This is a genomic window from Pseudomonas sp. NPDC012596 (assembly GCF_042902325.1).
Classification (GTDB): Bacteria; Pseudomonadota; Gammaproteobacteria; order Pseudomonadales; family Pseudomonadaceae; genus Aquipseudomonas.
On record NZ_JBIBEB010000003.1, the window covers coordinates 22,681 to 48,828 of the forward strand.

13 protein-coding genes are annotated in these 26,148 nt (G+C 64.5%); 7 read left to right on the top strand and 6 right to left on the bottom strand.

The window, feature by feature from the left end; all coding sequences use genetic code 11:
- Window positions 1–7: 7 nt before the first annotated feature.
- The 3 genes from ACFY68_RS04745 to ACFY68_RS04755 all read left to right on the top strand — a co-directional run bounded on the left by ACFY68_RS04745 (window position 8) and on the right by ACFY68_RS04755 (window position 14,672).
- A complete protein-coding gene (locus tag ACFY68_RS04745; RefSeq protein WP_387524642.1) occupies window positions 8–11,332 on the top strand; it encodes an amino acid adenylation domain-containing protein in 11,325 nt (3,774 codons plus the stop codon).
- Between the two features lie 176 nt (window positions 11,333–11,508).
- Window positions 11,509–12,666, top strand: coding sequence for a macrolide transporter subunit MacA (gene macA / locus ACFY68_RS04750; RefSeq protein ID WP_387523818.1), 1,158 nt, complete (start codon window positions 11,509–11,511; stop codon window positions 12,664–12,666).
- A 2-nt stretch (window positions 12,667–12,668) separates the two neighbouring features.
- Window positions 12,669–14,672 carry a MacB family efflux pump subunit gene (locus tag ACFY68_RS04755; protein ID WP_387523821.1) on the top strand — a complete coding sequence of 668 codons (2,004 nt, stop codon included), beginning with the start codon at window positions 12,669–12,671 and terminating at the stop codon, window positions 14,670–14,672.
- A 68-nt stretch (window positions 14,673–14,740) separates the two neighbouring features.
- On the opposite strand, the gene ACFY68_RS04760 is transcribed toward ACFY68_RS04755, so the two are convergent.
- The 3 genes from ACFY68_RS04760 to ACFY68_RS04770 all read right to left on the bottom strand — a co-directional run bounded on the left by ACFY68_RS04760 (window position 14,741) and on the right by ACFY68_RS04770 (window position 17,962).
- Window positions 14,741–15,472: an RHS repeat-associated core domain-containing protein gene (locus tag ACFY68_RS04760; RefSeq protein ID WP_387523824.1), complete on the bottom strand. Its 732-nt coding sequence runs from the start codon at window positions 15,470–15,472 to the stop codon at window positions 14,741–14,743.
- 421 nt (window positions 15,473–15,893) lie between these two features.
- Window positions 15,894–17,222 carry a hypothetical protein gene (locus ACFY68_RS04765; protein WP_387523827.1) on the bottom strand — a complete coding sequence of 443 codons (1,329 nt, stop codon included), beginning with the start codon at window positions 17,220–17,222 and terminating at the stop codon, window positions 15,894–15,896.
- Between the two features lie 107 nt (window positions 17,223–17,329).
- On the bottom strand, window positions 17,330–17,962 hold the full coding sequence (locus ACFY68_RS04770; RefSeq protein WP_387523829.1) for a LuxR C-terminal-related transcriptional regulator: 633 nt from the start codon (window positions 17,960–17,962) through the stop codon (window positions 17,330–17,332).
- A gap of 219 nt (window positions 17,963–18,181) precedes the next feature.
- Between ACFY68_RS04770 and hisN the strand changes: the two genes are divergently transcribed.
- Both hisN and ACFY68_RS04780 read left to right on the top strand, forming a co-directional pair.
- A complete protein-coding gene (gene hisN, locus ACFY68_RS04775; protein WP_387523832.1) occupies window positions 18,182–18,973 on the top strand; it encodes a histidinol-phosphatase in 792 nt (263 codons plus the stop codon).
- A gap of 163 nt (window positions 18,974–19,136) precedes the next feature.
- Window positions 19,137–19,868, top strand: coding sequence for a hypothetical protein (locus ACFY68_RS04780; protein WP_387524644.1), 732 nt, complete (start codon window positions 19,137–19,139; stop codon window positions 19,866–19,868).
- A 198-nt stretch (window positions 19,869–20,066) separates the two neighbouring features.
- Here the strand turns inward: ACFY68_RS04780 and ACFY68_RS04785 are convergent, their stop codons facing one another.
- Window positions 20,067–20,951 (bottom strand): alpha/beta hydrolase, encoded by an 885-nt coding sequence (locus ACFY68_RS04785; protein WP_387523835.1) that lies wholly within the window; start codon window positions 20,949–20,951, stop codon window positions 20,067–20,069.
- A 115-nt stretch (window positions 20,952–21,066) separates the two neighbouring features.
- Entirely contained in the window at window positions 21,067–22,395 is a 1,329-nt protein-coding gene (locus ACFY68_RS04790; RefSeq protein WP_387523837.1) for an MFS transporter, read from the bottom strand.
- 163 nt (window positions 22,396–22,558) lie between these two features.
- On the opposite strand from ACFY68_RS04790, the gene ACFY68_RS04795 reads away from it, so the two are divergent.
- Window positions 22,559–23,656, top strand: a complete 1,098-nt coding sequence (locus ACFY68_RS04795; RefSeq protein WP_346613272.1) for a sugar diacid recognition domain-containing protein — start codon at window positions 22,559–22,561, stop codon at window positions 23,654–23,656.
- 112 nt (window positions 23,657–23,768) lie between these two features.
- On the top strand, window positions 23,769–24,908 hold the full coding sequence (locus tag ACFY68_RS04800; RefSeq protein WP_387523840.1) for a glycerate kinase: 1,140 nt from the start codon (window positions 23,769–23,771) through the stop codon (window positions 24,906–24,908).
- 34 nt (window positions 24,909–24,942) lie between these two features.
- On the opposite strand, the gene ACFY68_RS04805 is transcribed toward ACFY68_RS04800, so the two are convergent.
- The gene (locus ACFY68_RS04805; RefSeq protein ID WP_387523843.1) at window positions 24,943–26,130 is read right to left on the bottom strand and encodes an MFS transporter; all 1,188 of its coding nucleotides are present in this window, start codon (window positions 26,128–26,130) and stop codon (window positions 24,943–24,945) included.
- Window positions 26,131–26,148 lie beyond the last annotated feature (18 nt).

The following is a 26,148-nucleotide window of genomic DNA, read 5'->3' on the forward strand; positions in this document are numbered from 1 at the left end:
TCGTCCTGTGAGCATCAACCAACTCTTGGCAACACTGACGGCCAACAACGTGCAACTGGCACTCAAGGATGGCCAGCTGGTGGTCCAGGGCAACCGTCAGGCCTTGACCGACGCCGCCTTGGTGGCGCGCCTTCGCGAGCACAAACCGGCCCTGGTGGCGATGATCGAGCGCGGCGAGTACGTGGCCGTGAAGCAAGGTGCAGTGAACGTGCCGGTCAACCTGATCCAACCCAGTTGCACACGGATTACCCCGCAATTGTTGAACCTGATCGAGCTCGACCAGGCCAGCCTCGACCGGGTCGTCGCCTGCATCCCAGGTGGTGCTGCCAACGTGCAGGACATCTACCCGCTGGCACCGCTGCAGCAGGGCATGCTGTTCCACCACGCCAGTGCCACCGACCATGACCCCTACGTGATGCAGGCGCGCTTCGTGTTCGCCAGCGAAGCGCGCTTGCAGGCGTTCGCCGACGCCCTGCGCGGGGTGGTTGCGCGCCACGACATCCTGCGCACCTCGGTGCACTGGCAAGGCCTGGAGACCCCGGTGCAAGTGGTGTGGCGCGCGGCCGAACTGAAGGTTCTGGCGCTGCCCGAGGATGATCCGCAGCGTAACCGGCTCGACCTGACCCAGGCTCCCTTGATCCGCCTGCTGCGCGAGCCGACCCAGGCCGATGGCAGCCTGAGCGCCACGCTGCAGTTCCACCATATCGCCATGGACCACAGTGCCTTGGAGGTGGTCCGCCACGAGCTGATCGCCTTCCTCACCGGCGACCAGCAGCACCTGGGCACCCCGGTGCCGTTTCGCAATTATGTCGCGCAGGCGGTGCTGGGCATCAGCGAAGCGCAGCATGAGGCGTTTTTCCGCGAGATGCTCGGCGGCATCGATGAGTCGACCCTGGCCTATGGCATTCAGGACGTGCAGGGCGATGGCGCCGTGCACAACGAGCACATGCTCGACCTGCCGCTGGACCTGTGCCTGCGCCTGCGGGCCTATGCACGGGGGCAGGGCGTCAGTGTCGCCAGCCTGTTCCACCTAGCCTGGGGCCGGGTGTTGGGCGGCCTGACCGGGCGGGCACAGGTGGTTTTCGGCACAGTGCTGATGGGCCGCCTGCAGGGCGCCGAAGCTACCGACCGCGCGCTGGGCATCTTCATCAATACGCTGCCGCTGCGGGTGGACCTGGCCAACGTCGACCTGCCCACCGCGCTGCGCGCCACCCATCAGCGCCTCAGCGCCCTGATGCGCCATGAACACGCCCCTCTGGCGCTGGCCCAGCGCTGCAGCGGCGTGGCGGCCCCCGCGCCGCTGTTCAATGCACTGCTCAATTACCGGCACAGCGCGGTCGCGGCCAGCGCACCGCGCCGCGCGGCACTGGCCGGCATCGATATCGTCGAATCGGCCGAGGCCACCAACTACCCGCTGACGCTCAGCGTCGATGACCTGGGCGAAGCCTTCCGCCTGACGTTGCTGGCCAGCGCCGAAGTGCCGGCGCAACGGGTTTGCGCCTATCTGCAGCAAACCCTGGAAAGCCTGCTGCAGGCGCCCGCAGCGCAGGTACTGGCGCTGGACATGCTGCCGGCCAGCGAGCGTTACGAACTGCTGCAAGGGTTCAATGACTACGCCGCCAGCCATGAAACCGACCTTGCCTTGCACCAGCGCATCGAACGCCAGGCGCAGGCACACCCGAACGCCATCGCCGCCACCCATGCGGGCGAAGCGCTGACGTACGCCAGCCTCAACCGCCAGGCCAATGCCTTGGCCCATCACCTGATCAGCCTTGGCGTACGCGCCGATGACCGTGTTGCGGTGGTCGCCCGGCGTGGCCTGGAGACCCTTGTGGGCATGCTGGCCGTGCTCAAGGCCGGTGCCGGCTATGTGCCGATCGACCCGGCCCACCCGGATGAGCGGGTGCAGTACCTGCTCACCGACAGCGCACCCGTGGTGGTGCTTGCCCAGCAGGCCCTGCGCGCGCGGCTGGGGGGGCTGGATGTTCCGGTAGTGCTGCTCGACCAGCCGGCCTGGGCGGCACGTGAAGACAACCCGGCGGTGCCAGCCCTCAGCGCGCATAACCTGGCCTATGTGATCTACACCTCCGGCTCGACCGGCCAGCCCAAAGGGGTCATGGTCGAGCACCAGACCGTCAACAACCTGGTCGACTGGCACTGCCGCGCCTTCGACCTCTGCCATGGCCGGCATACCTCGTGCCTGGCAGGCTTCGGCTTCGACGCCATGGCGTGGGAGGTCTGGCCCGCCTTGTGTGCCGGCGCCACGCTGCATTTGGCCCCGGCCGCCGATGGCAACGAAGACCTTGATGCGATGCTCGCCTGGTGGCGCGAGCAGCCGCTGGACGTGAGCTTCCTGCCCACGCCGGTGGCCGAATATGCCTTCAGCCACCAGGTCGAGCACCCGACCTTGCGCACGTTGCTGATCGGCGGCGACCGCTTGCGCCAGTTCAACCGCACCCAGCGCTTTGCCGTGGTCAACAACTACGGCCCCACCGAAACCACGGTGGTGGCCAGCTCCGGCGTGGTCGAGGCGGGCGGGGTGCTGCACATCGGCCGGCCAGTGGACAACGCCCGGCTGTACGTGCTCGACGAACACCGCCAGCCTGTGGCGTTGGGCGTGCCAGGGGAGCTGTACATCGGCGGTGCCGGGGTTGCACGCGGTTACCTGAACCGCCCTGAACTGACCGCTGAACGCTTCCTGGAAGACCCTTTTGCGGCCACGCCAGGCGCGCGCATGTACCGCACCGGCGACCTGGTGCGCTGGCTGGCCGATGGCACCCTCGACTACCTGGGGCGCAACGATGACCAGGTGAAGATCCGCGGCGTGCGTATCGAACTCGGTGAAATCGAGAGCCGCCTGGCCACCTTGGCGGGCATCAACGAAGCCGTGGTGCTGGCCCGCGAAGACCAGCCCGGCCAGCCGCGCCTGGTCGCCTATTTCACGCCACAGGCCGATGTCGAGGCGGCCACCCCTGAAAGCCTGCGCGCCCAGCTGCAGGCGCACCTGCCGGAGTACATGGTGCCGGTGGCGTTCGTCGAGCTGGCGGCCTTGCCCTTGACCGCCAACGGCAAACTGGACCGTCGCGCGCTGCCCAAACCTGAACGTTCGGCACTGTTCGAGCAGGGTTACGAGCCCCCCCAGGGCGAACTCGAAAACGCCCTGGCGCAGCTTTGGGCCGAGCTGCTGCAGGTCGAGCGGGTTGGCCGGCATGATCACTTCTTCACCCTCGGCGGCCATTCGCTGCTGGCGATGCGCATGGTCTCGCAGGTGCGCCTGCGCCTGGGCGTCGAGCTGAGCTTGGCCGAGCTGTTCGCCAATGCCGAACTGGCGGCGGTGGCGGCCGTACTGGCAACGGCCGGTCGCAGTGAACTGCCGGCGATAGTGCCGGTGCCACGCGAACAACCGCTGCCCATGTCGTTCGCCCAGCAGCGGCTGTGGTTCATGGCGCAGATGGAAGGCGGCAACCAGGCCTACAACGTCCCGCTGGCCCTGGGCCTGCGCGGGCCGCTGGATGCCGATGCGCTGGAGTGTGCGCTGCTGCGCATCGTCGAGCGCCATGAAACCCTGCGCAGCCGCTTCGTGCCGCGTGATGACAGTGCCGAGGTGATCATCGCTGCCACCGCCGGCGGCGAGTGGTTCCAGCGCGAAGCATCAAGCTACGATGCGTTGCCCACCCGGTTACGTGAAGAGGCCAGCGCGCCGTTTGACCTGGCCCATGGCCCGCTGCTGCGGGCACGCCTGCTGCGCATGGGCGCCGAACACCACGTGCTGGCACTGACAGTGCACCACATCGTCGCTGACGGCTGGTCGCTCGGTGTGCTGACCCAGGAGCTAAGCGCGTTGTACCCCGCCATGTGTCAAGGCCAGCCAGACCCGCTGCCGCCCTTGGCCATCCAGTACGGCGACTACGCGGTATGGCAGCGTCGCTGGCTGGCCGGTGAACAGTTGCAACGCCAGGCCGACTACTGGCGACAGGCGCTGCACGGCGCACCAACCTTGCTCAAGCTGCCCAGCGACCGGCCGCGCCCCGAACGCCAGGACTTTGCCGGGGCGAGCCTGCCGCTGGAAATTGACCTGCGCTTGGCCGCCGGCCTGCGCACGTTGGCGCAACGCCACGGCGTCACCCTTTACATGACTGTACTGGGTGCGTGGGCGGCGCTGCTGGCACGGCTTTCTGGGCAAACCGAAGTGGTGATCGGCTGCCCGGTGGCGGGGCGCAGCCGGGCCGAGGTGGAAGCGCTGGCGGGCTTGTTCGTCAATACCCTGGCCATCCGCATCGACACGCAAGCTGCGCCGACTGCGCAAGCATTGCTGGAGCAGGCCCGCACCCGCGTGCTCGACGCCCAGGCACATCAGGACCTGCCGTTCGAGCAGGTGGTCGAGATCGTCCGCCCCGCCCGCAGCCTGGCCCACACGCCGTTGTTCCAGGCAACCCTCAACTGGCAGGCAACCCATGGCCCGGCCCTTGAACTCCAGGGCCTGCAGCTGGAGGCCGTGGCCCAGACCGGGCAGGTGGCCAAGTTCGACCTTACGCTGAACCTGGGCGAGCACGGTGAGCTGTTGGCCGGCAGCCTGGAATACGCGACGGCGCTGTTCGATGAACCTACCGTGCGCCGTTACCTCGGTTACTTTGAAACCCTGCTCTGGGCGATGGTCGGCAATGACCAGGCAACCCTGGCGCATGTCGAGCTGATCGACGAGCAAGAGCGTCACACCCAGCTGCACGCGTTCAACGAAACCCGCCGCGATTACCCGCGCGAACAGAGCGTGCAGCGCCTGTTCGAACAACGCGTCGCCCGCCACCCATTGGCGCTGGCGGCGGCGCATGGCCAGCAGGCGCTGACCTATGGCGAGCTCAATGCCCGCGCCAACCGCCTGGCCCATTACCTGATCGCCGAGGGCGTAGAGCCCGGTGCCTGCGTGGCAATCCTGCTGCCACGCTCGCTGCCGCTGCTGGTGGCGCAACTGGCGGTGCTCAAATGCGCGGCGGTGTATGTGCCGTTGGATATCCATGCGCCTGTGGAACGCCAGGCGTTCATGGTCGATGACTGCCAGGCCGTGGCGCTGCTGACGCTGGCCGACGTGGCTACGGATTTCCCGGTGAGGCGCCTGGACCTGGATCAGCTGGCGCTCGACAGCCAGCCTGGGCACAACCCCGGTCTGCCCCAAGGCGCCGGCAGCAGCGCCTACGTGATGTATACCTCGGGCACCACCGGCATGCCCAAGGGGGTGTGCGTGCCGCACCGGGGCATCGTGCGCCTGGTGATGGTCAATGGCTACGCCGACTTCACGGCGCAGGACCGCATCGCCTTCGCCTCCAACCCGGCTTTCGACGCCAGCACCCTGGAGGTCTGGGGCGCGCTGCTCAACGGCGGCCAGGTGCGGGTGATCGATCACCCGACGCTGGTGGACCCTCAGCGCTTTGCCGCTGCACTGGCAGAGGAAGGCATCAGCGTGCTGTTTCTGACCACGGCGCTGTTCAACCAGTATGTGCAACTGCTGCCCGACGCGTTGGCGCGGCTGCGCATCCTCATCAGCGGTGGCGAGCGCGCCGAGCCTGCGGCCTTCCGGGCCCTGCGCGAGCGTGCGCCGGCGCTGCGCCTGATCAACGGCTACGGGCCCACCGAAACCACCACCTTCGCAGTCACCTTCGAAGTGCGCACGCTGCCCGCCAGCGCCACGCAGGTGCCGATCGGGCAACCCATCGGCAATACCCAGGTCTACGTGCTGGACACCCAGCGCCAGTTGGTGCCGCTGGGTGTGGTGGGTGAGCTGTACATCGGCGGCGATGGCGTGGCGCTGGGCTACCTCAACCGGCCTGAGCTGACCGCCGAACGCTTTGTCGATGACCCGTTCAGCCAGCAGCCCGGTGCCAGGCTGTACCGCACCGGCGACCTGGTGCGCTGGCAGGCCGATGGCCAACTGGAGTGCCTGGGGCGCAACGACGACCAGGTGAAGATCCGCGGTTTCCGTATCGAACTGGGGGAAATCCAGCAGCAGTTGGCGCAGTGCCCGGGTATCGGCGACGTCATCGTCATGGCCGTGCCAGGTGAGCAGGGGCCGTTGCGCCTGGTGGCCTGGTTCACCCGCCTTGATGAGGCGCTTGATGCAAACGGGCTGCGCAACTACCTGCGTGGGCGCCTGCCTGAATACATGGTGCCGGCGGCCTTTGTCGCCCTGCAGCGGATGCCCCTGAGCAACAACGGCAAGGTCGAACGCAAGGCATTGCCGCTGCCGGGGCCGCAGGACTTCGCGGCGGCGGCCTACGAGGCACCGCAAGGCCAGCACGAGCAGGTGTTGGCGCAGTTGTGGGGCGAGTTGCTGCAGGTCGAACACGTTGGGCGCAACGACCGCTTCTTCGAGCTGGGCGGCCACTCGCTGCTGGCCATGCGCATGCTCGCCCAGGTGCGTCAGCGCTTGGGCCTGGAACTGGCGTTGGCCGACCTGTTTGCCGATGACCGCCTGGCGGCGGTCGCGGCGAGCCTGGCCAGCCACCCCGCGCAGGTGTTGCCGGCCATCCAGCCGAGCCTGCGGGTGGGCCGCATGCCGCTGTCGTTCGCCCAGCAGCGCTTGTGGTTCCTGGCGCAGATGGCACCGGGCAGTGCGGCGTACCACATCCCCATCGGCCTGCGCCTGGAAGGGGCGCTGGACGCAAGTGCACTGGAACGGGCGCTGCAGCGCCTGGTCGAGCGGCATGAGAGCTTGCGCAGCCATTTTGTAGAGCAGGATGGCGAGCCGCAGGTAGTCCTGTCGACCGAGGCTTTCAGCCTTGCCAGGGTACAAGCCCCAGGCCTTGAGGCGGCGGCGCTGGCTGCATTGATCGAGCAGGAAGCGAGTCGACCCTTCACCCTGACCCAGGATCTGCCAATCCGTGGCCGCCTGCTGCACCTGGCGCAGGGCCACCATGTACTGCTGCTGACCCTGCACCACCTGGTGGCCGACGGCTGGTCGCTGGGCGTGCTGGTACGCGAGCTGGGCGAACTGTACCAAGCCTTCAGCCAGGATCGTGCGGACCCATTGCCAGCGCTGCCGGTGCAGTACCTGGACTATGCCCTGTGGCAGCGGCGCTGGCTGGGCGGCGATACCTTGCAGCGCCAGGCCGAATACTGGGCCGCCCACCTGGCCGGCGCGCCAACGTTGATCAGCTTGCCGTGTGACCGGCCACGGCCTGAACGTCAGGACTACACCGGTGACAGCGTTGCGATCTGCCTGGACCCACGCTTGAGTGTCGAGCTCAAGGCGCTGTGCCGCGACCAGGGGGTAACCCCGTACATGCTGTTCATGGCGGCCTGGGCGGCGTTGCTGGCGCGGCTGGCGGGGCAGGACGAGGTGGTGGTGGGTTCGCCACTGGCCAACCGCCGGCAGGCGGAGGTGGACGGGCTGATCGGCATGTTCGTCAACTCCATCGCCGTGCGCGTGGATACCACTGGCGCGCCGGACGTTGCCACGCTGCTGGCACGGGTCAAGGCGACCGTACTGGCCGCCCAGGCGCATCAGGACCTGCCTTTCGAACAGGTGGTCGAGGCCCTGCGGCCTCAGCGCAGCCTGGCCCATACACCGGTGTACCAGGTGTCGCTGGACTGGGACGGTAGCCCGGACCGCCAGGCGCTGCAGCTGGGCGAGTTGGCAGTGACCGCGCTCGGCGGCCAGGCGCGGATCGCCAAGTTCGACCTGAGCCTGGGCATGGGCGAAGGGGCGGACGGCTTTGCCGGGGGCATTGTCTACGCCACCACGCTGTTCGATCGTTCGACCATCGCGCGTTACGCGGGGTACTTGGAGCAGTTGCTGTGGACTTTTGCCGAAGGTGCGGGGGCTATTCCAGCGCACACCGGGCTGCCGGATGCGGATGAGCGCAAACAGTTGTTGCTGGCGTTCAACGACACGGCGGTGGACTACGACCTTGAGCAGACCTTGCATGGCCTGATCGAGGCGCAGGTCGAGCGCACACCGGATGCCGTGGCTGTGCGGGCTGAAGAGGGTACGTTGAGCTATCGCCAGCTCAACGAGCAGGCTAATCGCTTGGCGCACCATCTGATCGATCTTGGGGTGAGACCGGACGATCGCGTAGCTATCTGCGTCGAACGTGGGCTGTCGATGGTGGTGGGGCTGCTGGCCATCCTCAAGGCCGGTGGTGCCTATGTGCCGGTCGATCCTGATTACCCGGCCGAACGTGTGCGCCACATGCTGAGCGACAGCGCGCCGGTAGCGGTGCTGGTGCATGCCGCGACTCGCCATGTGCCGGAATCCGGGCTGGTGATCGACCTGGATCAGCCGACCTGGCATGCACAACCTGCCAGCAACCCGGTTGTGGCTGCGCTGACGCCACATCATCTGGCCTATGTGATCTACACCTCGGGCTCGACCGGCCTGCCCAAAGGTGTGATGAACGAGCACGCCGGGGTGGTCAACCGTCTGCTGTGGATGCAGGACGCCTACGGCCTTGGCGCCGATGACGTGGTGCTGCAGAAAACCCCGTTCAGCTTCGACGTGTCGGTGTGGGAATTCCTCTGGCCGCTGCAAACCGGTGCGCGCCTGGTCATGGCTCGCCCGGGCGGCCATCGCGATCCGGATTACCTGCGCCAGGTGATTCGCAGCGAAGGCGTCACCACCTTGCACTTCGTGCCGTCGATGCTGGACGTGTTCCTGGCGCATGGCGACGCTCCGGCAGATCGACTCAAGCGCGTGCTGTGCAGCGGCGAAGCGTTGCCGGGCAGCTTGGTACGGCGCTTCCACACTCAGCTTCCAACCGTGGAACTGCACAACCTCTACGGGCCGACCGAAGCGGCCGTGGATGTGAGTGCCTGGCACTGCGTCACCGCGCCGGACAACACGCCAATCGGCAAGCCAATCGCCAACACCACGTTGTACGTGCTGGATGGCCAAGGCCAGCCGGTGCCACAGGGGGTAGCGGGCGAGCTGTTCATTGGTGGCGTACAAGTTGCCCGCGGCTACCTCAACCGTGCCGAATTGACCGCCGAACGCTTCATCGACGACCCGTTCAGCACCCGACCTGGTGCGCGTCTGTACCGCACTGGCGACCTGGCGCGGCACCTTGTGGACGGCAACATCGAATACCTGGGCCGCAACGACGACCAAGTGAAGATCCGCGGCCTGCGCATCGAACTGGGCGAAATCCAGGCCGGCCTGACCGCCATTGTCGGCGTCAAGGAAGCCGTGGTGGTAGCCCGCGATCAACGCCTGATCGCGTACTACACCGGCGAGCTGCAAGCGGTGGAAATGCTGCGCGCCGCACTGCTCAAGCACCTGCCAGAGTTCATGGTCCCCGCGCTGTTCATGCACCTCGAAAATCTGCCGCTGAGCCCCAACGGCAAGCTCGACCGCAAGGCATTGCCGGAGCCCGATGCCATCCAAGACCGCCCGTTCGAGGCCCCGGAAAGCGAAACCGAAACCCTGCTGGCCGCGATCTGGGCCGAACTGCTGGGCGTGGAACGGGTAGGGCGTCACGACAACTTCTTTGAACTGGGCGGGCACTCGCTGGCGGCTATCCGCTTGATCGACAAGCTCACCAAGGCAGGCCTGCAGGCCGCTATCAATGATGTGTTCCAGCAGCCAAGTGTGGCGTCGCTGGCCCGTCATCTGGAAGCCGGCGGTGCCCGCCAGGCGCCAACCGTTATCCGGGTCAGGTCCGCAGGTACGCAACCCGCAGTGTTCCTGGTTCACGAATTCACCGGCCTGGACTTCTACTTCCCCGTGCTGGGCCAGCACCTGCCCGGTGATTTCCCGGTGTACGGCCTGCCCGGTGTGCCTTGCGGCGAACCCCAACCGCGCACCCTGGAATGCTTGGCCCGCTACCAGATCGAACAGTTGCGCAAGGTGCAGCCACAGGGGCCTTACCGCCTGGCGGGCTGGTCCTTCGGTGGCGTGGTGGCCTTTGAAATGGCCAACCAGTTGCTGGGCGAGGATGAAGTCGTCGAGTTCCTCGGCCTGATCGATACCTATGTGCCGCGCCTGGCCGACCAGGGCAAGGCGCGCTGGCAAGGGCCGCGGGCGCTGGAGCGGCAGTTGCTGCTCAACTGCAGCACCTTCTGGCGCTCGCAGGGCGAGGCTGGCGAAGCACGCCTGGCGCAACTGCAGCGCCTGGAGGCCGCGCAGGCCGATTTCGCCACGCTGCTGGCCAGCTGCCGTGAACACCACCTGCTGTATGGCCTGTGGTCGAGCATGAGCGATGAGCAGTTGCGCCATTACTTCACCCGCGAACTGGCGCACGGCCATGCCATGGCCCAGTACCGCCTGGCACCGCTGAATGTGCCGGTGCATTTGTTCCGGGCCGAGCAGGGCAGCGAGGGCCTGGCAAGCCTGGGTTGGCGCGAAGCGCTGCCGACCCAGGCGCTGGTCGAGATCGCCGTGCCCGGTGACCACCGCAGCATGATGCAGGTCCCGCAGGTGGCCGCGGTCGGTGCGGCCATTGCGCAGGCGCTCGCCAGCGCAACGGCTCGCCCGGCTGAACAGGCTGTGGCTTATCAGCCGCTGGTGGCGATCCAGACTGGGCAGCACGGCCATGCGCCGCTGTTCTGTGTGCCGGGCGCCGGTGACAGCGTTACCAGCTTCATCGGCCTGGCCGAAGCGCTGGGGCCGGACTGGCCGCTGTACGGGCTGCAGGCCCGTGGCCTGGACGGCTGCTCGGTGCCGCATGCCTCGGTGGAAGCCGCGGCCGACTGCCATCTTCAGGCCATCGAGGCGCTGTACCCGCAAGGGCCGCTGAACCTGGTGGGCCACTCGTTTGGCGGTTGGGTCGCGCATGCCCTGGCGGCCCGTTTCGAGGCAAAGGGGCGCCAGGTGCGTTCGTTGACCCTGATCGACAGCGAAGCGCCGGGTGGCGGCGCTACCTGCGGCCAGCCCTACACCTTAGGTGAAGCGCTGCAGCGCCTGATCGACTCGCTGCAGCTGTCGACCGGCAAGGCCTTGGGTATCGAGCCCCTGGCATTTGCCCAAGCCAGCGATGACGAGCAATTGCGCCAGTTGCACGGGGCCATGGTGCGGGCCGGGTTGATGCCGGCGCGCTCTGCGCCCAGGGCCCTGGAAGGCACCGTACGCACCTTTGCCACGGCGCTGCGCACCTGCTACCGGCCGGCGCAGGGTTACAGCGGGCCGGTGGGCCTGGTACTGGTCGATGACCCGAGCCTGGACGCGGCCGGTAATGCGCGGGAACAGGCGGCGATGCAGGCCGGCTGGCAGCAACTGATGCCGCAATTGGCGCTGTGGCAGGGGCCGGGCAACCACTTCAGCATCCTCAAGGTGCCGGATGTGTTCAGCCTGGCGGCTTGGTGGCATGACGGGCAGGCCCTGCAGCGGGACCGAGTGGCTCAGTAGATAGGTGGAAGGCGACTTCTTGTACTGCTGCTTGCGGCCTCATCGCCGGCAAGCCGGCTCCCACAGGTACATCAGTGCTCTCTGGTGCAGCACTGGATCTGTGGGAGCCGGCGAGCCGGCGATTGGGCGGCAGAGCAGACCCACACTTGTATGTTTTGAATGGAAAGTGAGTGTTCATGGACAAGTCCAGATTCCGCAAATACACCCTCGGCGCCGCCGTGGCCCTGGTCGCCGGCATCGCGCTGTACGCCATCCAGGCGCCGGCCAAGGCGCCGCAGTACATCACCGCCACGGTCGAGCGGGGCGACATCGAAAACGCGGTGCTGGCCACCGGCACCCTTGAAGGGATCAAGCAAGTGGACGTCGGCGCCCAGGTCTCCGGGCAGTTGAAGTCGCTCAAGGTCAAGCTCGGCGACAAGGTGGACCAGGGCCAGTGGCTGGCCGAGATCGACCCGCTGGTGTTGCGCAACACCTTGCGCCAGGCCGAGGTCGATGAAGAAAAACTGCAGGCCGAACGGCGCTCGACCCTGGCCCAGCTCAAGCAGGCCAGGCGTGTGTACGAGCGCTACCGCGAGCTGCAGGCCGACGAGTCGGTGTCGCGCCAGGACTTCGAGAACGCCGAATCGGAGTACGAGGTGCAGCAGGCCGCCGTACGCTCGCTCGATGCGCAGATCCAGAGCGCCCGGGTCGAGATCGACACCGCCAAGGTCAACCTTGGCTACACCCGCATCAACGCGCCCATTACCGGGCATGTGGTGGGCATCGTCACCCAGGAAGGCCAGACCGTGATCGCCAACCAGCTCGCACCCATTCTGCTCAAGCTGGCCGACCTCGACACCATGACCGTCAAGGCCCAGGTTTCCGAAGCCGACGTGATCCACATCACCCCCGGCCAGGAGGTGTACTTCACCATCCTCGGCGAGGACAAGCGCTACTACGCCAAGCTGCGCGGCACCGAGCCTGCCCCGCAGAACTACGCACAAAGCAGCGACAAGAGCGACGGCAGCAGCGCCAAGCCCAATGGTGCGGTGTTCTACAACGCGCTGTTCGAAGTGCCCAACCCCGAGCACCGCCTGCGCATCTCGATGACCGCCCAGGTGCATATCGTCCTCGACACCGCCGCCGGCGTACTGACGGTGCCGGTGGCGGCGCTGGGCCTGCGCAATGGCGATGGCAGCTTCCCGGTACGCGTACTCGACGGTAAAGGCTTCGCCCAGGTGCGCAACGTGCAAACCGGCATCAACAACAACGTCAAGGTGCAGATCAAGGACGGCCTGGCCGAAGGCGACCGGGTGGTGATCGGCGAGCCAGTGTCCGGCGAAGCAGGGGCCTGAGCATGAACATGAATGTCGAGCTTACCCCGCACAGGGCAGTTGCCAGCGGCACCGGCGAGCCCTTGCTGCGCCTGCAAGGCGTCACCCGCAGTTTCATGGCGGGCGACCGCGAATTCCTGGCGCTCAAGGGTATCGACCTGGACATCCGCAGCGGCGAACTGGTGGCGATCATCGGTGCGTCCGGCTCGGGCAAATCGACCCTGATGAACATTCTCGGTTGCCTGGACAACGCCAGCAGTGGCAGCTACCAGGTGGGCGGGCAGGAAACCCGCGAGCTGGACGACGATGCCCTGGCCGCGTTGCGCCGCGACCATTTCGGCTTCATTTTCCAGCGCTATCACCTGCTGCCGCACTTGGACGCCCTGCACAACGTGGAGATTCCAGCGGTGTATGCCGGTACGCCGCAGGGCCAGCGCCATGACCGTGCGCGCGAACTGCTGACGCGCCTGGGCCTGGCTGGGCACCTTGAGCACCGCCCCAGCCAGCTGTCCGGTGGCCAGCAGCAGCGGGTGAGTATCTGCCGGGCGTTGATGAACGGCGGCCAGGTGATCCTCGCCGACGAGCCCACCGGCGCCCTGGACACCGCCAGTGGCAAGGAAGTGATGAACATCCTGCTGGAGCTGCACGCCGCAGGCCATACGGTGATCCTGGTTACCCACGACCCGAAGGTGGCTGCCCATGCCCAGCGCATCATCGAGGTCAGCGACGGGCAGATCATCAGCGACCGCCGCAACGCCGCCGAAGCGTTACCCACGCCAGCCGTCGAACCGTCGCAGCAGGCACCGGCCGTGCGGCGCCTGGTGGCCAGCCTGGGCATGTTCCGCGAGGCGTTCAAGATGGCATGGATTGCCTTGGTGTCGCACCGCATGCGCACCTTGCTGACAATGCTCGGGATCGTTATCGGCATCACCTCGGTGGTGTCCATTTCGGCCATCGGCGAGGGCGCCAAGGGCTATGTGCTGAAGGACATCCAGGCGATTGGCAGCAACACCATCGATATCTACTCGGGCAGCAACTTCGGCGACAGCCGGGCCAAGACCATCGAAACCCTGCTACCCGCCGATGTCGCGGCGTTGAACGAACTCTACTACGTCGACAGCGCCACCCCGGTGATCGGCCAGAGCACCCTGGTGCGCTACCGCAACCTGGATGTCGACGTGCAGCTCAACGGTGTCAGCGAGCACTACTTCCAGGTGCGCAACATCCCGTTGGCCTCAGGCATCGTATTCAGCGCCGACGACGCCCGGCGCCAGGCACAGGTGGTGGTGATCGACCACAACACCCGCAAGCGCCTGTTCGGGCAGCACATCGACCCGCTGGGCCAGGTGATTTTGGTCGGCAACCTGCCGTGCACGGTGATTGGCGTAACCGCCGAAAACAAGAACCTGTTCGTCGCCAGCAACCAGTTGAATATCTGGGTGCCCTACGAAACTGCGGCAGGCCGCGTGCTCGGCCAGCGCCACCTGGACAGCATCAGCGTGCGCATCAAGGACGGCGTGCCGAGCAAACGGGTAGAGGAGGAGGTGACCAAGGTGATGCTGCAGCGCCACGGCACCAAGGACTTCTTCACCAACAACCTCGACAGCATCATGCAGACGGTGCAGAAAACCAGCCGCTCGCTGACCCTGCTGCTGTCGTTGATCGCGGTGATTTCGCTGGTGGTGGGGGGTATCGGGGTGATGAATATCATGCTGGTGTCGGTCACCGAACGCACCCGCGAAATTGGCATCCGCATGGCGGTGGGCGCACGGCAGTCGGACATTCGCCAGCAGTTTCTGGTGGAGGCGGTGATGGTCTGCCTGTTTGGCGGGGTGGTGGGGATTGCCTTGTCGTATGGGATTGGCTCGCTGTTCGAGCTGTTCGTCAAGCAGTGGGAGATGGTGTTCTCGCCAGGGTCCATCGTGATGGCGTTTGCCTGTTCGACATTGATTGGGGTGGTGTTCGGCTTCGTGCCGGCGCGCAATGCTGCGCGGCTGGACCCAATCGAGGCGTTGGCGCGGGATTGAGTTTCGAGTGCCCGGTCCCTTCACGGACGGTACGAATTGTCTGTGGAGGGACGGGAGTACTATCCAGATTATTCTTTGCCTGATGACATGGGGTCGTGCTGTTTCCGCTCCCCATCGCGTATAGATATTAGCGTGGCTTGCGCATCAGCGAAGTGTGCTTCATCCCATCGGGATATTCCCATGATTATACGGTGTGCTCGAATTATATCGTCAGTCCAATCATCTGCTACAAAGCTTTTCAGGGCGAGCGCTGCGGATCTACGTATTACAGCATCACTGCCCTCAGCGTTGTAATCAACAACATCATCAGCACTGAAGTATATCGGGGCTTTTCCTTTTATGATACGTTGGGCATCAGCATTAAGTAATGCCCTGGTTGGGGTCATTTGTCCTAGAGTGTCAAGTTCATAAAAGGGTAACTTCTTGGCAGCTTGTAATGCTAAAGTCTCTAAAGTCGGTACAGTCGATGATTTCGGTACAGTCGATGATGTCGGTACAGTCGATGATGTCGGTACAGTCGATGATGTCGGTAAAGGCGATGAGGTCGACCGCCTCATCATATTACCACTAGGGTCAATGAAATTGATCGGGTCACCTTGGCAGTAAGCATAGCTATTCAATCCACCCGACGAAAACGGGCTGAATGAGTCTGGTGAACAAAAGCGCATCAGGTTCGGGTTGTACAATCGCTTGCCACTTCCAAAATGGTAAACTTTTGCAACTTCATCAAAGCGTTCTGCGTTGAAGCCGATTGACGACTTGGAGGGTGATCTCCATCCATAAGGTGTATACCTGACCATTTGCGATTCTTCCCGTTTCGAATACAGGCCCGACCGGGCGAGTGATTGTCAAAGCCCACAGGCAATGCCTAGTGAAGCTGGCTCAACATACTTCTTGAACAAGAGTCGTCATACTGTCAGTTTTGTCAGTTGTACTCGATGGCGCGGCGTGATTGAATTGGCTGCTGCGCGTTATGCTAACGGGTAGGTCGCTCATCATGGTCTGTAAGGCAAACGCCACGGCACGAGGCGTTATCACCCTAAACTGTCACATCATCGGTGAACAGCCTGCCCGGTTCTCGCCCGGCTTGATCATGATGGCGTTTGCTTGTTCGACATTGATAGGGGTGGGGTTCGGCTTTGGGCCGGCGCGCAATACTGCGCGGCTGGACCCGATCGAGGCGTTGGCGCGGGATTGAACCGCGCCAACATGCGTGGGGCGTCAGGTTGTCAGCTTCGCTATCGATTCAATGCCAGGGGCGCTACAGACAATGCGGATACCGTCATCGTTTACAAAAACCGCTTCGCCGTATTGGTAGCCTTCTGGGCCGCGAAAGTGCCCGTTATCTGCGAATTCAGGGTCCAGAGTGCCATTGCTGAGCAGGCGCGTGACATGGCACTCACTGCTTAAGCCTGAATCCACAGACCATCTCCCACCCGAGAGAATGATGCGCTCATCTTCGTCGATTACCGCGTTATACAGTGTCAGCGTGGTGGCGTCTGTGGCGGCAATTGTCAGGGGTTGGCCCAAATTGAATTCGCGGTCCGCAGTCCCATCCTTATCGAACGCGTATACGGTGGTCCCTCCGCCCAATGGCAGAGGGCTGGCTGGGATTGTCACAACCAAGCGCTTTTCAGAGACGGCTAAATACGAGAGGACACCCAGTGGCAATTTGATCGGTTGACCGTCGGCAAAACCGTCATCCAGTTGGCCATTGGCATGAAAGCGCATCAGGTACGTGGATGCCGACGTGACAGCGAGCAAGACAAAGCTGCCGTTATCATAAAAATGAGCACCTGTGGGTTCCAGCGCCTCTCCGTCCCGTTCAGGCAGCACTACTGTTTCAGCATCATGGTTTTCCCCGATATCAGAAATCGGCTTTCCCGTCGCTGAATCGAATGATGCAAGTAGCGTGGTCGTGTCAATAATCTCCGTATTTTCGTTATCAATCAAAAAACTTTGGAAGACGACTCGGATACGCTTACCGATTACCGCGCCACGTGGCAGGCCGATGTTGTCAGCTAATCTGTTCTGGGCAGTATTGGATTGCACACATGGCAACGTCGACGATCCTGCCGGCCTGAGTGAATCGTTGAACATAGGCAGTGGAATGACGATGCCGTTGTCACCGAATTCAGGCAGTGGCGTGAAGTCCTCTGCGAAGCGGCTGATACCAATGTAACTGCGATAGCGGGCGAATTTCGCAACTGGGTGGACAGGTAGGGAGAACCCCAATATACCTGCATTAACGGCGGTACGGCTGACAGTGAAGTCATAGTTGGAGGTCGAGACAGGGCATGCAACGCGATGGACAGGAGCGGCTTCTGTGGGTGTGCCATCAGGCGTTAATCGGCCGAAATAGAAGCCGGTTTGTTCCGCCGGAAGTTCGGCGACGGCGGCATGGCCGTAATAGACCATGCTGCCATCGGGCTCGGTATAACAGCTGAGAGGCTCGAATTCCCGGTGGCCAATCGGCAAGGTCAAGGGCGCGATACCGTTATCGCCAAACGTTGGGTCGAGTACGCCAGCCCGGTGAGTGTGCAGGTTCATTGCTAAACTCCGAATAGTTTGAGGTGCCGCTTAAAATTAAGCGGCACTTCAGTTATTCGTAACTCGCACATCTGCTAGTTTTTTATACCTGCCTGGGCCATAAGTAATCAGCGGTCACCATACATCCAGCGCATCAACGAATGCCGCCCAGCAATCCCCAGTTTGATCGCCGCCCGTCGCAGGTAGCTTTCCACCGTATTCACTTTCAACGCTAGCCGTTCGGCCTGCTCCGGCGCAGTATGCCCGGCCAGCAGGCCCAGGCACACCTGGCACTCACGCTCGGACAGTTTCAGCCCCGACTGCGCCAGGCGGTCTAGAAAGCGCTGCTGCAGGCTCTCTGGCGCACTGCGCTCAGGGCCAGGCTTCAAGGCAGCGATGTGTTTTTCGAGCATCGGCAGCAGCAGCGGCGAGATGTCATCCAGCCGGCTACGCTCGTGCGCCGAAAAGCTGTACGTAGCGCCACCGCGCAGAACCTGGATCTCAAACCGTGAATCGCCCTTGCGGCGAATCAAATGCAGGCGCGACGGGTCGTTGAAGCCGGCTTCCAGGCACTGATCTGAAGAAAACACCGTTTCATCGATCAACGCTGCATCCGTATTGGCTGCGGGCAGTTGCCGTATCTGGGTGGCATCGATACTCAGATGCGCGTGGATCAGGTCGTGCAACATACGTGGGAACTGGCGGCTGCCGGTGCTGGCAATCACTTTGCCGATCTGCGGGTAGAGCAAGTGCGAATTCATCGTGTCATCCCTGAGGTTGCGAGGTGCAGACTCCCACCGAATTGCCGGCCTGCATCCTGGGCCTGTGGCGGGAGGTGGTTCATATCCTAGTACAACGAATGAGTGACCGTTAAATGAAGTTGGAATAGTGGCAGAATAATGGCTTCTGTGCGCGGGCATCTACTGCGGTGCGGGTTGTCGGGTATCATGCAGCCCCATCTTTTTCACGAGGCCTGCCCCATGTCCCTGAGTGCTGAACAGATCGGCGAATACCGCGCCTTTGCCGAGCAGTTGGCTGATGCCGCTGCAGCGGCGATACAGCCGTACTTTCGCGCCAGCCTGGACGTCGAGGACAAGGGGGGGCGCCTGTACGACCCGGTGACGGTGGCCGACAAGGCGGCCGAAGATGCCATGCGTGAACTGATCCAGGCCCGCTACCCGGCGCACGGCATACTGGGTGAGGAGCAGGGCGTGGCGGTTGGCAGCAGCCCGCTGACCTGGGTGCTGGACCCTATCGACGGCACGCGTGCCTTCATCACCGGCCTGCCGCTGTGGGGCACGCTGATCGCCTTGAACGATGGCACGCGCCCGGTGGTGGGTGTGATGAACCAGCCGTTCACAGGCGAGCGCTTCATCGGCACCCCGCAAGGTGCCTGGCGCAGTGGTACGCCGTTGAAGGCCCGGGCCTGCGCAGACCTGGCCTCGGCCACGTTGATGTGCACCACGCCAGACATGTTCGACACGGCTGAGCGCAAGGCAGCCTTCGAAGCGGTGGCCGGCAAGGCGCGCCTGATGCGCTACGGTGGCGACTGCTACGCCTACTGCATGCTGGCGTCGGGCTTTGTCGACGTGATCGTCGAGGCCAGCCTGCAGCCGTATGACGTGCAGGCGCTGATACCGATCATCGAAGGGGCGGGCGGGGTGATCACCGCCTGGGATGGCAGCTCGGCGCAGAACGGCGGGTGTGTGGTGGCCTGTGGTGACCCGGTGTTGCATGCGCAGGTGGTGGAGATGTTGCGTCACGCCATGTGATTGTTGTGTTTTTGCGGGCCTCTTCGCGGGCAAGCCCGCTTCTAGAGGTTCGCCACTTGTAGGAACGGGCCTGGCAACATCGCACTTTTTCTGCTTTCCGGGCTCTATGCATGGCCAGGCCGCGCCGATCCCCAGCGCCGCCGCCGATTTCGACCCGGTGCCGATGGTTGCAACCACATCTCAAATGCTCCCGCGCCTGCTGCTGGCAGGCGCACTGATCTGCCTCGGCGCTTGCACCCAGCAGCAAGGCCAGGACATTGTCAGCCAGTTCGGCAACGGCAAGCCCAGCGAGCTGTTCCAGACCAGCGTGGACCGCATGGCGACGCTGGCCATGCGCGACAACCTGCAAAGCCTGTACCTGCTGATGAACAAGCTGTACTTGCGCAACCCCAGCCAGTGGAAGATGTCTGGCTACCTGGATGCCGCCACCGCCGAGCGGCAGATCCGCCTCGCCATCGAACAGCGCCAACCCTTGGCCCAGCTTGGCAACCGCCGCGACCTGGCCGCGTTGAGCTATGCCCTGAGCCCGGAGTTTCGCGGCGACCGGGTGGGCGCGTTCATCTACGCCATCGGCAGCATGCTGGTCACCGCGCACGGGGGGCGTACCGAGTTCTACATGACCGACACCATCGACCCGCTGTTCGTCAACAACGCGGCGCGCAACATCGAGAAGGCCACCTGGATGCTGAGCCAGCGTCAGGACGCCAACGGTGTGTTGCTGCTGTTCTCCAACGAGATATCGGAAGAGGGCAGCAACCTGAGTTTTGCGGTGGAGTTCGGCAAGATCGTGGCCCGGCTGGATTTGCTGGCGCAGTTGCTGGATGAGCGTTACCGGCGCATTGGGCTCAATTATGCGCAGAGCTTGTTATTGATGAACTTCTTGCCGGTGCAATAGCCTGCACACCCGCACAATTGCGTATCGCGGTCGTTGTTGTAGGAGCTGGCTTGCCTGCGATCGGCTGCGCAGCAGTCGTAAAGTCGGTATTAGCGCAGTGCCAGACGGAATGCGGATACAGGGTTTACGACTGCTTCGCAGCCGATCGCAGGCAAGCCAGCTCCTACATGCCAAGCCCAGGCAGGCGTTGCGGTGCCTTCAAAGCAGCGCCTGTATCGCTCGACGATAACGCTGCCCTGCCAGGCTCATGCTGTTGTTGTGCGTGGCCCCCGGCACCAGCAGCAAGGTCTTGGGTTCCTGCGCGGCCTCGAACAGCTGCTGGCTAAAGCGCGGCGGCACGAAGCGGTCGTCCAGGCCGTGCACCAGCAACAGCGGCAGGCCGACGTCCTTGATCTTGTCCAGCGAATCGAATTTCTGCGACAGCAACCAACGCACCGGTAGCGTGGTGTCGGCCACTGCGGCAGCGACATCGCCAAGGGAGGTGAAGGTCGATTCGAGGATCAGCCCGCGTGCCGGCGCTTGGGCACCGTTTTTCTGCGCCTGGCGGGCCAGCTCGGAAGCCAGCTCGACCGCCACTGCGCCGCCCAGGGAGTGGCCGAATATCAGGCGCTTGTCGGCATCCGGTTGCAGCTGGGCAAAGCGCTCCCAGGCAATTCGCGCGTCTTCATATACCGTTGCCTCGGACGGCAGGTCGCCACGGCTCTGGCCAAACCCGCGGTAATCCACGGCCAGCACCGAATAGCCCATGGCATGCAGCTGCTCGATGCGGAACAGCTGGCCGGTGAGGTTCCAGCGCACACCGTGCAGGTACAGGATGGCCGGCGCATCAGCGCGCCGGGCGGGCCACCACCAGGCGTGCAGGCTCTGGTTGTCGGCGAAACTGCGCGGGCGCAGGTCCAGTTCCTGCACGCCGCTGGGCAGGCCACGGAACCAGCTGGCCTGGCCGGGCTCGATGCGAAATACCAGCTCGCGCTCTTTATGCTCCAACACGGCGCAACCGGAAGGCAGGCCGATGACCAGCAAGCTGGCGCACAGCCAGGTGAGCCAGCGACGGCGCAGGTGGGTAATGAATAGGCTAGGCATGTGGGGTTTTTTAACAGATGCCTAAGGCTTGATGTCGGAAAAGTTACCGAACGGAGGAGGCGGGATTGTTACGAGAGGTTAAGCAACGGGGCCGCAGCGCGGCCCCGTTGACGGCTCAGCTTGCCCGAGCAGCACTCAAGGCGCCGGCGCGGGTAATGCGCAGGGCCACCAGGCTGCCCAGCACGATCAGCGCGGCCAGCGAGTACAGCGCAGCGTCGGTCGAGCCGGTCTGGTCCTTGATGAAACCGACCAGATACGGGCTGAGGAACCCGGCCATCTGCCCCACCGAGTTGATGATCGCCAGGCCGGCAACGGCGGCACTGGCACTCAGCAGCGCCGTCGGCATCGGCCAGAACATCGGCAGGCCGGTGAGGGCGCCCATGGTGGCGATGGACAGGCCGAGGATGGCGATGGTCGGGTTGGCGGCGAAGTTGACCGCGATCAGCAGGCCCAGGGCGCCCATCAGCATCGGTACTACCAAGTGCCAGCGGCGCTCGTTGCGCAGGTCTGCCGAGCGGCCGCAGAGGATCATGAACACACCCGCCAGCAAATACGGAATGGCGCTGAGCCAGCCGATCAGCAACGGGTTGTCGAAGCCCATGCTCTTGATGATCGACGGCAGCCAGAAGTTGATCGCGTACACGCCGCTCTGGATGCAGAAGTAGATAAAGCCGAAGGTCCAGATCAGCGGGTTGGTCAGCACGGCCAGCACGCCGTCACCACGGGTGGCGGGTTTGCTGGCGGCGTCGGCCTTGAGGTCGGCCTCGATCAGCTGGCGTTCGGCTGGGCTCAGCCAGGCGGCTTTCTGGTAACCATCACTGAGCATGCCAAAGGCCAGCACGCCCAGCGCAACCGTCGGCAAACCCTGGATCAGGAACATCCACTGCCAGCCGGCCAGGCCATGCTGGCCTGCTGCGAAGTGCTCGAGGATCCAGCCGGAGAACGGCCCACCGAGCAGGCCCGACACCGGGATCGCCGACATGAACAACGCCATGATGCGGCCACGGCGGTCTGCCGGGAACCAGCGCGAGAGGTACAGCACCACGCCGGGGAAGAACCCGGCCTCGGCCGCGCCGGTGAGCAAACGCAGGGTGTAGAACTCGGTGGGTGTGGTGACGAACAGCAGGCAGGTCGAAAGGCTGCCCCAGGCGATCATCATTGCCGCAATCCAGCGCCGCGGGCCGAAGCGGTTGAGCGCCAGGTTGCTCGGCAGGCCGCAGAGCACGTAGCCGATGAAGAAAATCCCGGCGCCGAGGCCGTAGACGGTTTCGCTGAATTTGAGCGCGTCGAGCATCTGCAGCTTGGCGAAGCCGACGTTGACGCGGTCCAGGTAGTTGAAGAGGTAGCAGATGAAAATGAACGGGATCAGCCGCAAGGTGATGCGCCGGTAGAGCGCGTTGCGGGTGATGTCCGTGCCTTGGTCAGGGGCGGGGCTGTGTGCCATGATCGGGTTCTCTGTTGTTATGGTTGTCGCCGCGTCGCCTGTGCCGGCGCTCGCCCTGACGAGTCTCGGGGAGTGCGACGCGCCTGTCTTTGTGCTTTTGCACAGCCATGGGCCTGGCCTGCTGTGCCGAGGTACAAAGCCTACCACCCACAAGGATCGCTGAATGTTCGAACTCGACCATGACCTGGCGCAGGATATCGTTGATCGGGCGATGGCCATCCTGCCGTGCAACGTCAATGTCATGGACAGCCAAGGGCTGATCCTGGGCAGTGGCGAGCCGGAGCGCATCAATACCCGCCACGAAGGTGCGCAGCTGGTCCTGGCCAATGGCCGCATCGTCGAACTGGACGTGGACGCCGCCAAATGCCTGAAAGGCGTGCAACCGGGGGTCAACCTGCCGCTGATGCTCGATGGCAGGCTGATCGGCGTGCTCGGGCTGACCGGCGACCCGCAGCAGATGCGCACCTATGGCGAGCTGGTGCGCATGACCGCCGAAATGCTGCTTGCGCAGCGCCACTTGCAGGTTGAACAGCAATGGCGGCGCCAACGTTGTGACGACCTGCTGGCCCTGCTGTTGGGCGGCACGGGTGACTCGCCACGGCTGCTGGATGAAGCGCAGCAGCTAGGCTTGAAGCCGCAGTTGCCGCGCATTCCGTGTTTGTTCGAACTGTACGCAGGCCCTCCCGCCGAAGCGTTGGCGGCCTGGTTGCTGAGCCGCTACCCGGACAGCTGGTGCGTGAGCCCCGCGCGGGATTCACTGCTGTGGTGCCGCCCGGCCGGGGTGGTGCTGGACGAAGAGCGCTTGTTCGAACGCGTGCAGCGCGCTGGCTGGGAGATCGAGCGCCTGGCGCTGGGCAGCCCTGCGCAGAGCCTGGAACAATTGCGCCGTGGCTACCGACGTGTTCGCGACTTGCTGGCCTATGGCCGTGAAGTGTTGCCCAACGAGCAGCTGCTGAGCCTTGCCCGCTACCGCCTGCCGGCCTTGCTGTGGCGCCATCGCAACGAAGATGCGCTGGATGAGCTGCTGGAACCGCTGCACCGTATTCGCGCCAAGGATGCTACCGGGCAATTGCTCGCGACCTTGCGCGCCTGGTGTGCCCACGATGGCCAGAGCCAGGCCTGTGCCGATGCCCTGGGCATCCACCGCAACAGCTTGCGCTACCGCCTGGAGCGCATTGCCGAGCTGGGTGAAGTGGACCCTCTGCGCATGGAAGGCATGTTGAGCCTGTACCTGGGCTTGCAGCTGTTGCCTGCCGATTGACTGCCGGCAAAGGCATTTGCCCAAACAACCCGTCGGCCCTTTTGTGCATCCGACCGAGGCCCTTGCGCGGCGCAGCTGTCAGCATGCCGGTCATCTGGACAGGAGAATCCCCATGAAGATCGTCATCGCCCCCGACTCGTTCAAGGACAGCCTCGACGCTGCCGGCGTCGCCCGTGCCATCGCTGCCGGCCTGGCCGACGCGTTGCCTGCTGCCGAACTGGTCGAGTGCCCCATGGCCGATGGCGGCGAAGGCACCATGGAGGCGATTGTTGCCGCCAGCCACGGCGAACTGCGCCGCCTGAACGTGCGCGGGCCGCTGGGGCAACGTGTCGAGGCCGGCTGGGGTTGGCTGGCCGAGAGCCGCACGGCGATCATCGAGATGGCCCAGGCCAGCGGCATTCAGCTGGTGCCGAGTGCGCAGCGTGATGCCTGCCGCAGCACCACCTGGGGCACTGGCGAGCTGATCGCGGCTGCGCTTGCTGCGGGTGCGCAGCGTATCGTGCTGGCGATTGGTGGCAGCGCCACCAACGACGGCGGCAGCGGCATGTTGCGGGCCTTGGGCCTGCGCTTGCTGGATGCCGATGGCCAGGCGCTGGAAGAGGGTGGGCTGGCCTTGGCCGGTTTGGGGCGCATCGATGCCAGCGGCCTCGACCCGCGCTTGGCGCAGGTGCAGGTCGAAGTGGCGGCCGACGTCGACAATCCGCTGTGTGGGCCCAATGGTGCCTCGGCGATTTTTGGCCCGCAAAAAGGCGCCAGCCCGGAGCAGGTGCAGGCGCTGGATCAAGCGTTGGGGCACTTCGCTGACCACTGCGCGAAGGTGCTGGGCAACGATGTGCGTGAACAGCCAGGCAGCGGCGCAGCCGGCGGCATGGGCTTTGCGGCCAAGGCCTTCATGGGCGCGCAATTCCGCCCGGGGGTTGAAGTGGTGGCCGAGCTGGCCGGCCTCGATGCGCTGGTACAAGGGGCCGACCTGGTGATCACCGGCGAAGGGCGCTTCGACGCCCAGACCTTGCGGGGCAAGACACCGATGGGCGTGGCGCGGGTCGCCAAGCGCCACGGCGTGCCAGTGGTGGTGCTGGCAGGCACGTTAGGTGAGGGGTATCAGCAGCTGTATGCACACGGTATCGATGCGGCGTTTGCCCTGGCCAGCGGGCCGATGACCCTGGAGCAGGCGTGTGCCGATGCCGCGCAGTTGCTGCAGGCACGGGCCGGTGATATCGGCCGGGTTTGGCGTTGTGCTGGCAAGCCTTGACCGAGTTGGGATTTGGGGGGCTGCAACGCAGCCCCTAGGCCTCCGGCTCTATTTGCTGCAACCCAGATCGCGATTTGCCTGGCTGAGCCATCAACAAGCCCAGCGCAAGCAACCCCGCTGCAGCGCCCGCCAACGGCAGGTAAGCCAGCCCAACCCGTTCAATCATCCAGCCCCCCAGCGCACCCCCTAGCGCCGTGCCGAGGTTGAATGCCGCGATGCTCAACCCAGATGCCACACCGGTAGCATGGGGTGCCAACTGCTTCGCAAACCCAAGCAGGCGCAGGGTCGACAAGGTGACGATGGCAAAGAAGACTGCTCCCAGCACGCCAACCAGCAGCACCACCGCCCACGCGTGTTCACGGCCCAGGTAAAGCAGCGCCAGGTTGGCAGCCAGCAACCCCAGGGCTATTTTCAGGCAGCGCCCGGCCTCGAAGCGGTCCGCCAGCTGGCCAGCCAGCATGTTGCCGAGCATGGTCGCCGCACCGAACATCAACATTGCGAGGCTCAACAACCTCACGCCCCCTTGCGTCACCTGCAGCAGAAACGGTGACACATAAGTCAGGAACGAAAAGGTTGCCACGCTCACCAGCATGGCGATGCCGGCAGCCGCCATTAGCGGCCGTTGCATCAGCGCAGCCACGCCTGCCAGACGGCCGCCAGCGGGCAGTGGCGCTGCCGCTTGCCGGGGCATCAGGCGCAGCAGCCCAAGCAAACTGAGCAAGCCCAGCACGCCCAGCGCGGCGAAGATGGCCCGCCACGACCACAGGCTGCCGAGCAACGTCCCCAGTGGCACACCCAGAGCCAGCGCCAGGGTCAGCCCCAGCCACACCAGCGACAAGGCGCGGCCTGCGCGGGGCGCGTCGACCAGTTTGACCGCCACGTCGGCCGCGATTGCCATGAAAACGCCATGCGCCAGGCCGATGACGAAGCGGACAAGGTTCACCGTCCATAACTGCTCGGCCCAGGCGAACGCCAGGCTGCCGACGGCCAGCACGGCCAAGGTCAGCGACAGTGAAGTACGGTCTCGCCAGTTGAGCAGCAAAGCGGTCAGCAGTGGCGCGCCGATGGCCGCGCCCAAGGCATAGGCAGCGATGGCCGAGCCGACGGCGGTGGTCGAAGTACCCAAGTCTTCGGCCATGGCCGAAACCAGCCCTGCCACCACGAACTCCGAAAGCCCGAAGGTGAAGGTACACAGGGAAAACACATAGATGACGGTTGGCATGGGGTGAACGTAATCCTT

Coding starts and splice junctions, on each gene's coding strand:
- ACFY68_RS04770 (WP_387523829.1), bottom strand. CDS start 17,962: ATGAATTCGCACTTGCTCTACCCGCAGATCGGCAAAGTGATTGCCAGC.
- ACFY68_RS04760 (WP_387523824.1), bottom strand. CDS start 15,472: ATGGTCAGGTATACACCTTATGGATGGAGATCACCCTCCAAGTCGTCA.
- ACFY68_RS04755 (WP_387523821.1), top strand. CDS start 12,669: ATGAACATGAATGTCGAGCTTACCCCGCACAGGGCAGTTGCCAGCGGC.
- ACFY68_RS04780 (WP_387524644.1), top strand. CDS start 19,137: ATGGTTGCAACCACATCTCAAATGCTCCCGCGCCTGCTGCTGGCAGGC.
- ACFY68_RS04800 (WP_387523840.1), top strand. CDS start 23,769: ATGAAGATCGTCATCGCCCCCGACTCGTTCAAGGACAGCCTCGACGCT.
- ACFY68_RS04790 (WP_387523837.1), bottom strand. CDS start 22,395: ATGGCACACAGCCCCGCCCCTGACCAAGGCACGGACATCACCCGCAAC.
- macA (WP_387523818.1), top strand. CDS start 11,509: ATGGACAAGTCCAGATTCCGCAAATACACCCTCGGCGCCGCCGTGGCC.
- ACFY68_RS04795 (WP_346613272.1), top strand. CDS start 22,559: ATGTTCGAACTCGACCATGACCTGGCGCAGGATATCGTTGATCGGGCG.
- hisN (WP_387523832.1), top strand. CDS start 18,182: ATGTCCCTGAGTGCTGAACAGATCGGCGAATACCGCGCCTTTGCCGAG.
- ACFY68_RS04785 (WP_387523835.1), bottom strand. CDS start 20,951: ATGCCTAGCCTATTCATTACCCACCTGCGCCGTCGCTGGCTCACCTGG.
- ACFY68_RS04805 (WP_387523843.1), bottom strand. CDS start 26,130: ATGCCAACCGTCATCTATGTGTTTTCCCTGTGTACCTTCACCTTCGGG.
- ACFY68_RS04765 (WP_387523827.1), bottom strand. CDS start 17,222: ATGAACCTGCACACTCACCGGGCTGGCGTACTCGACCCAACGTTTGGC.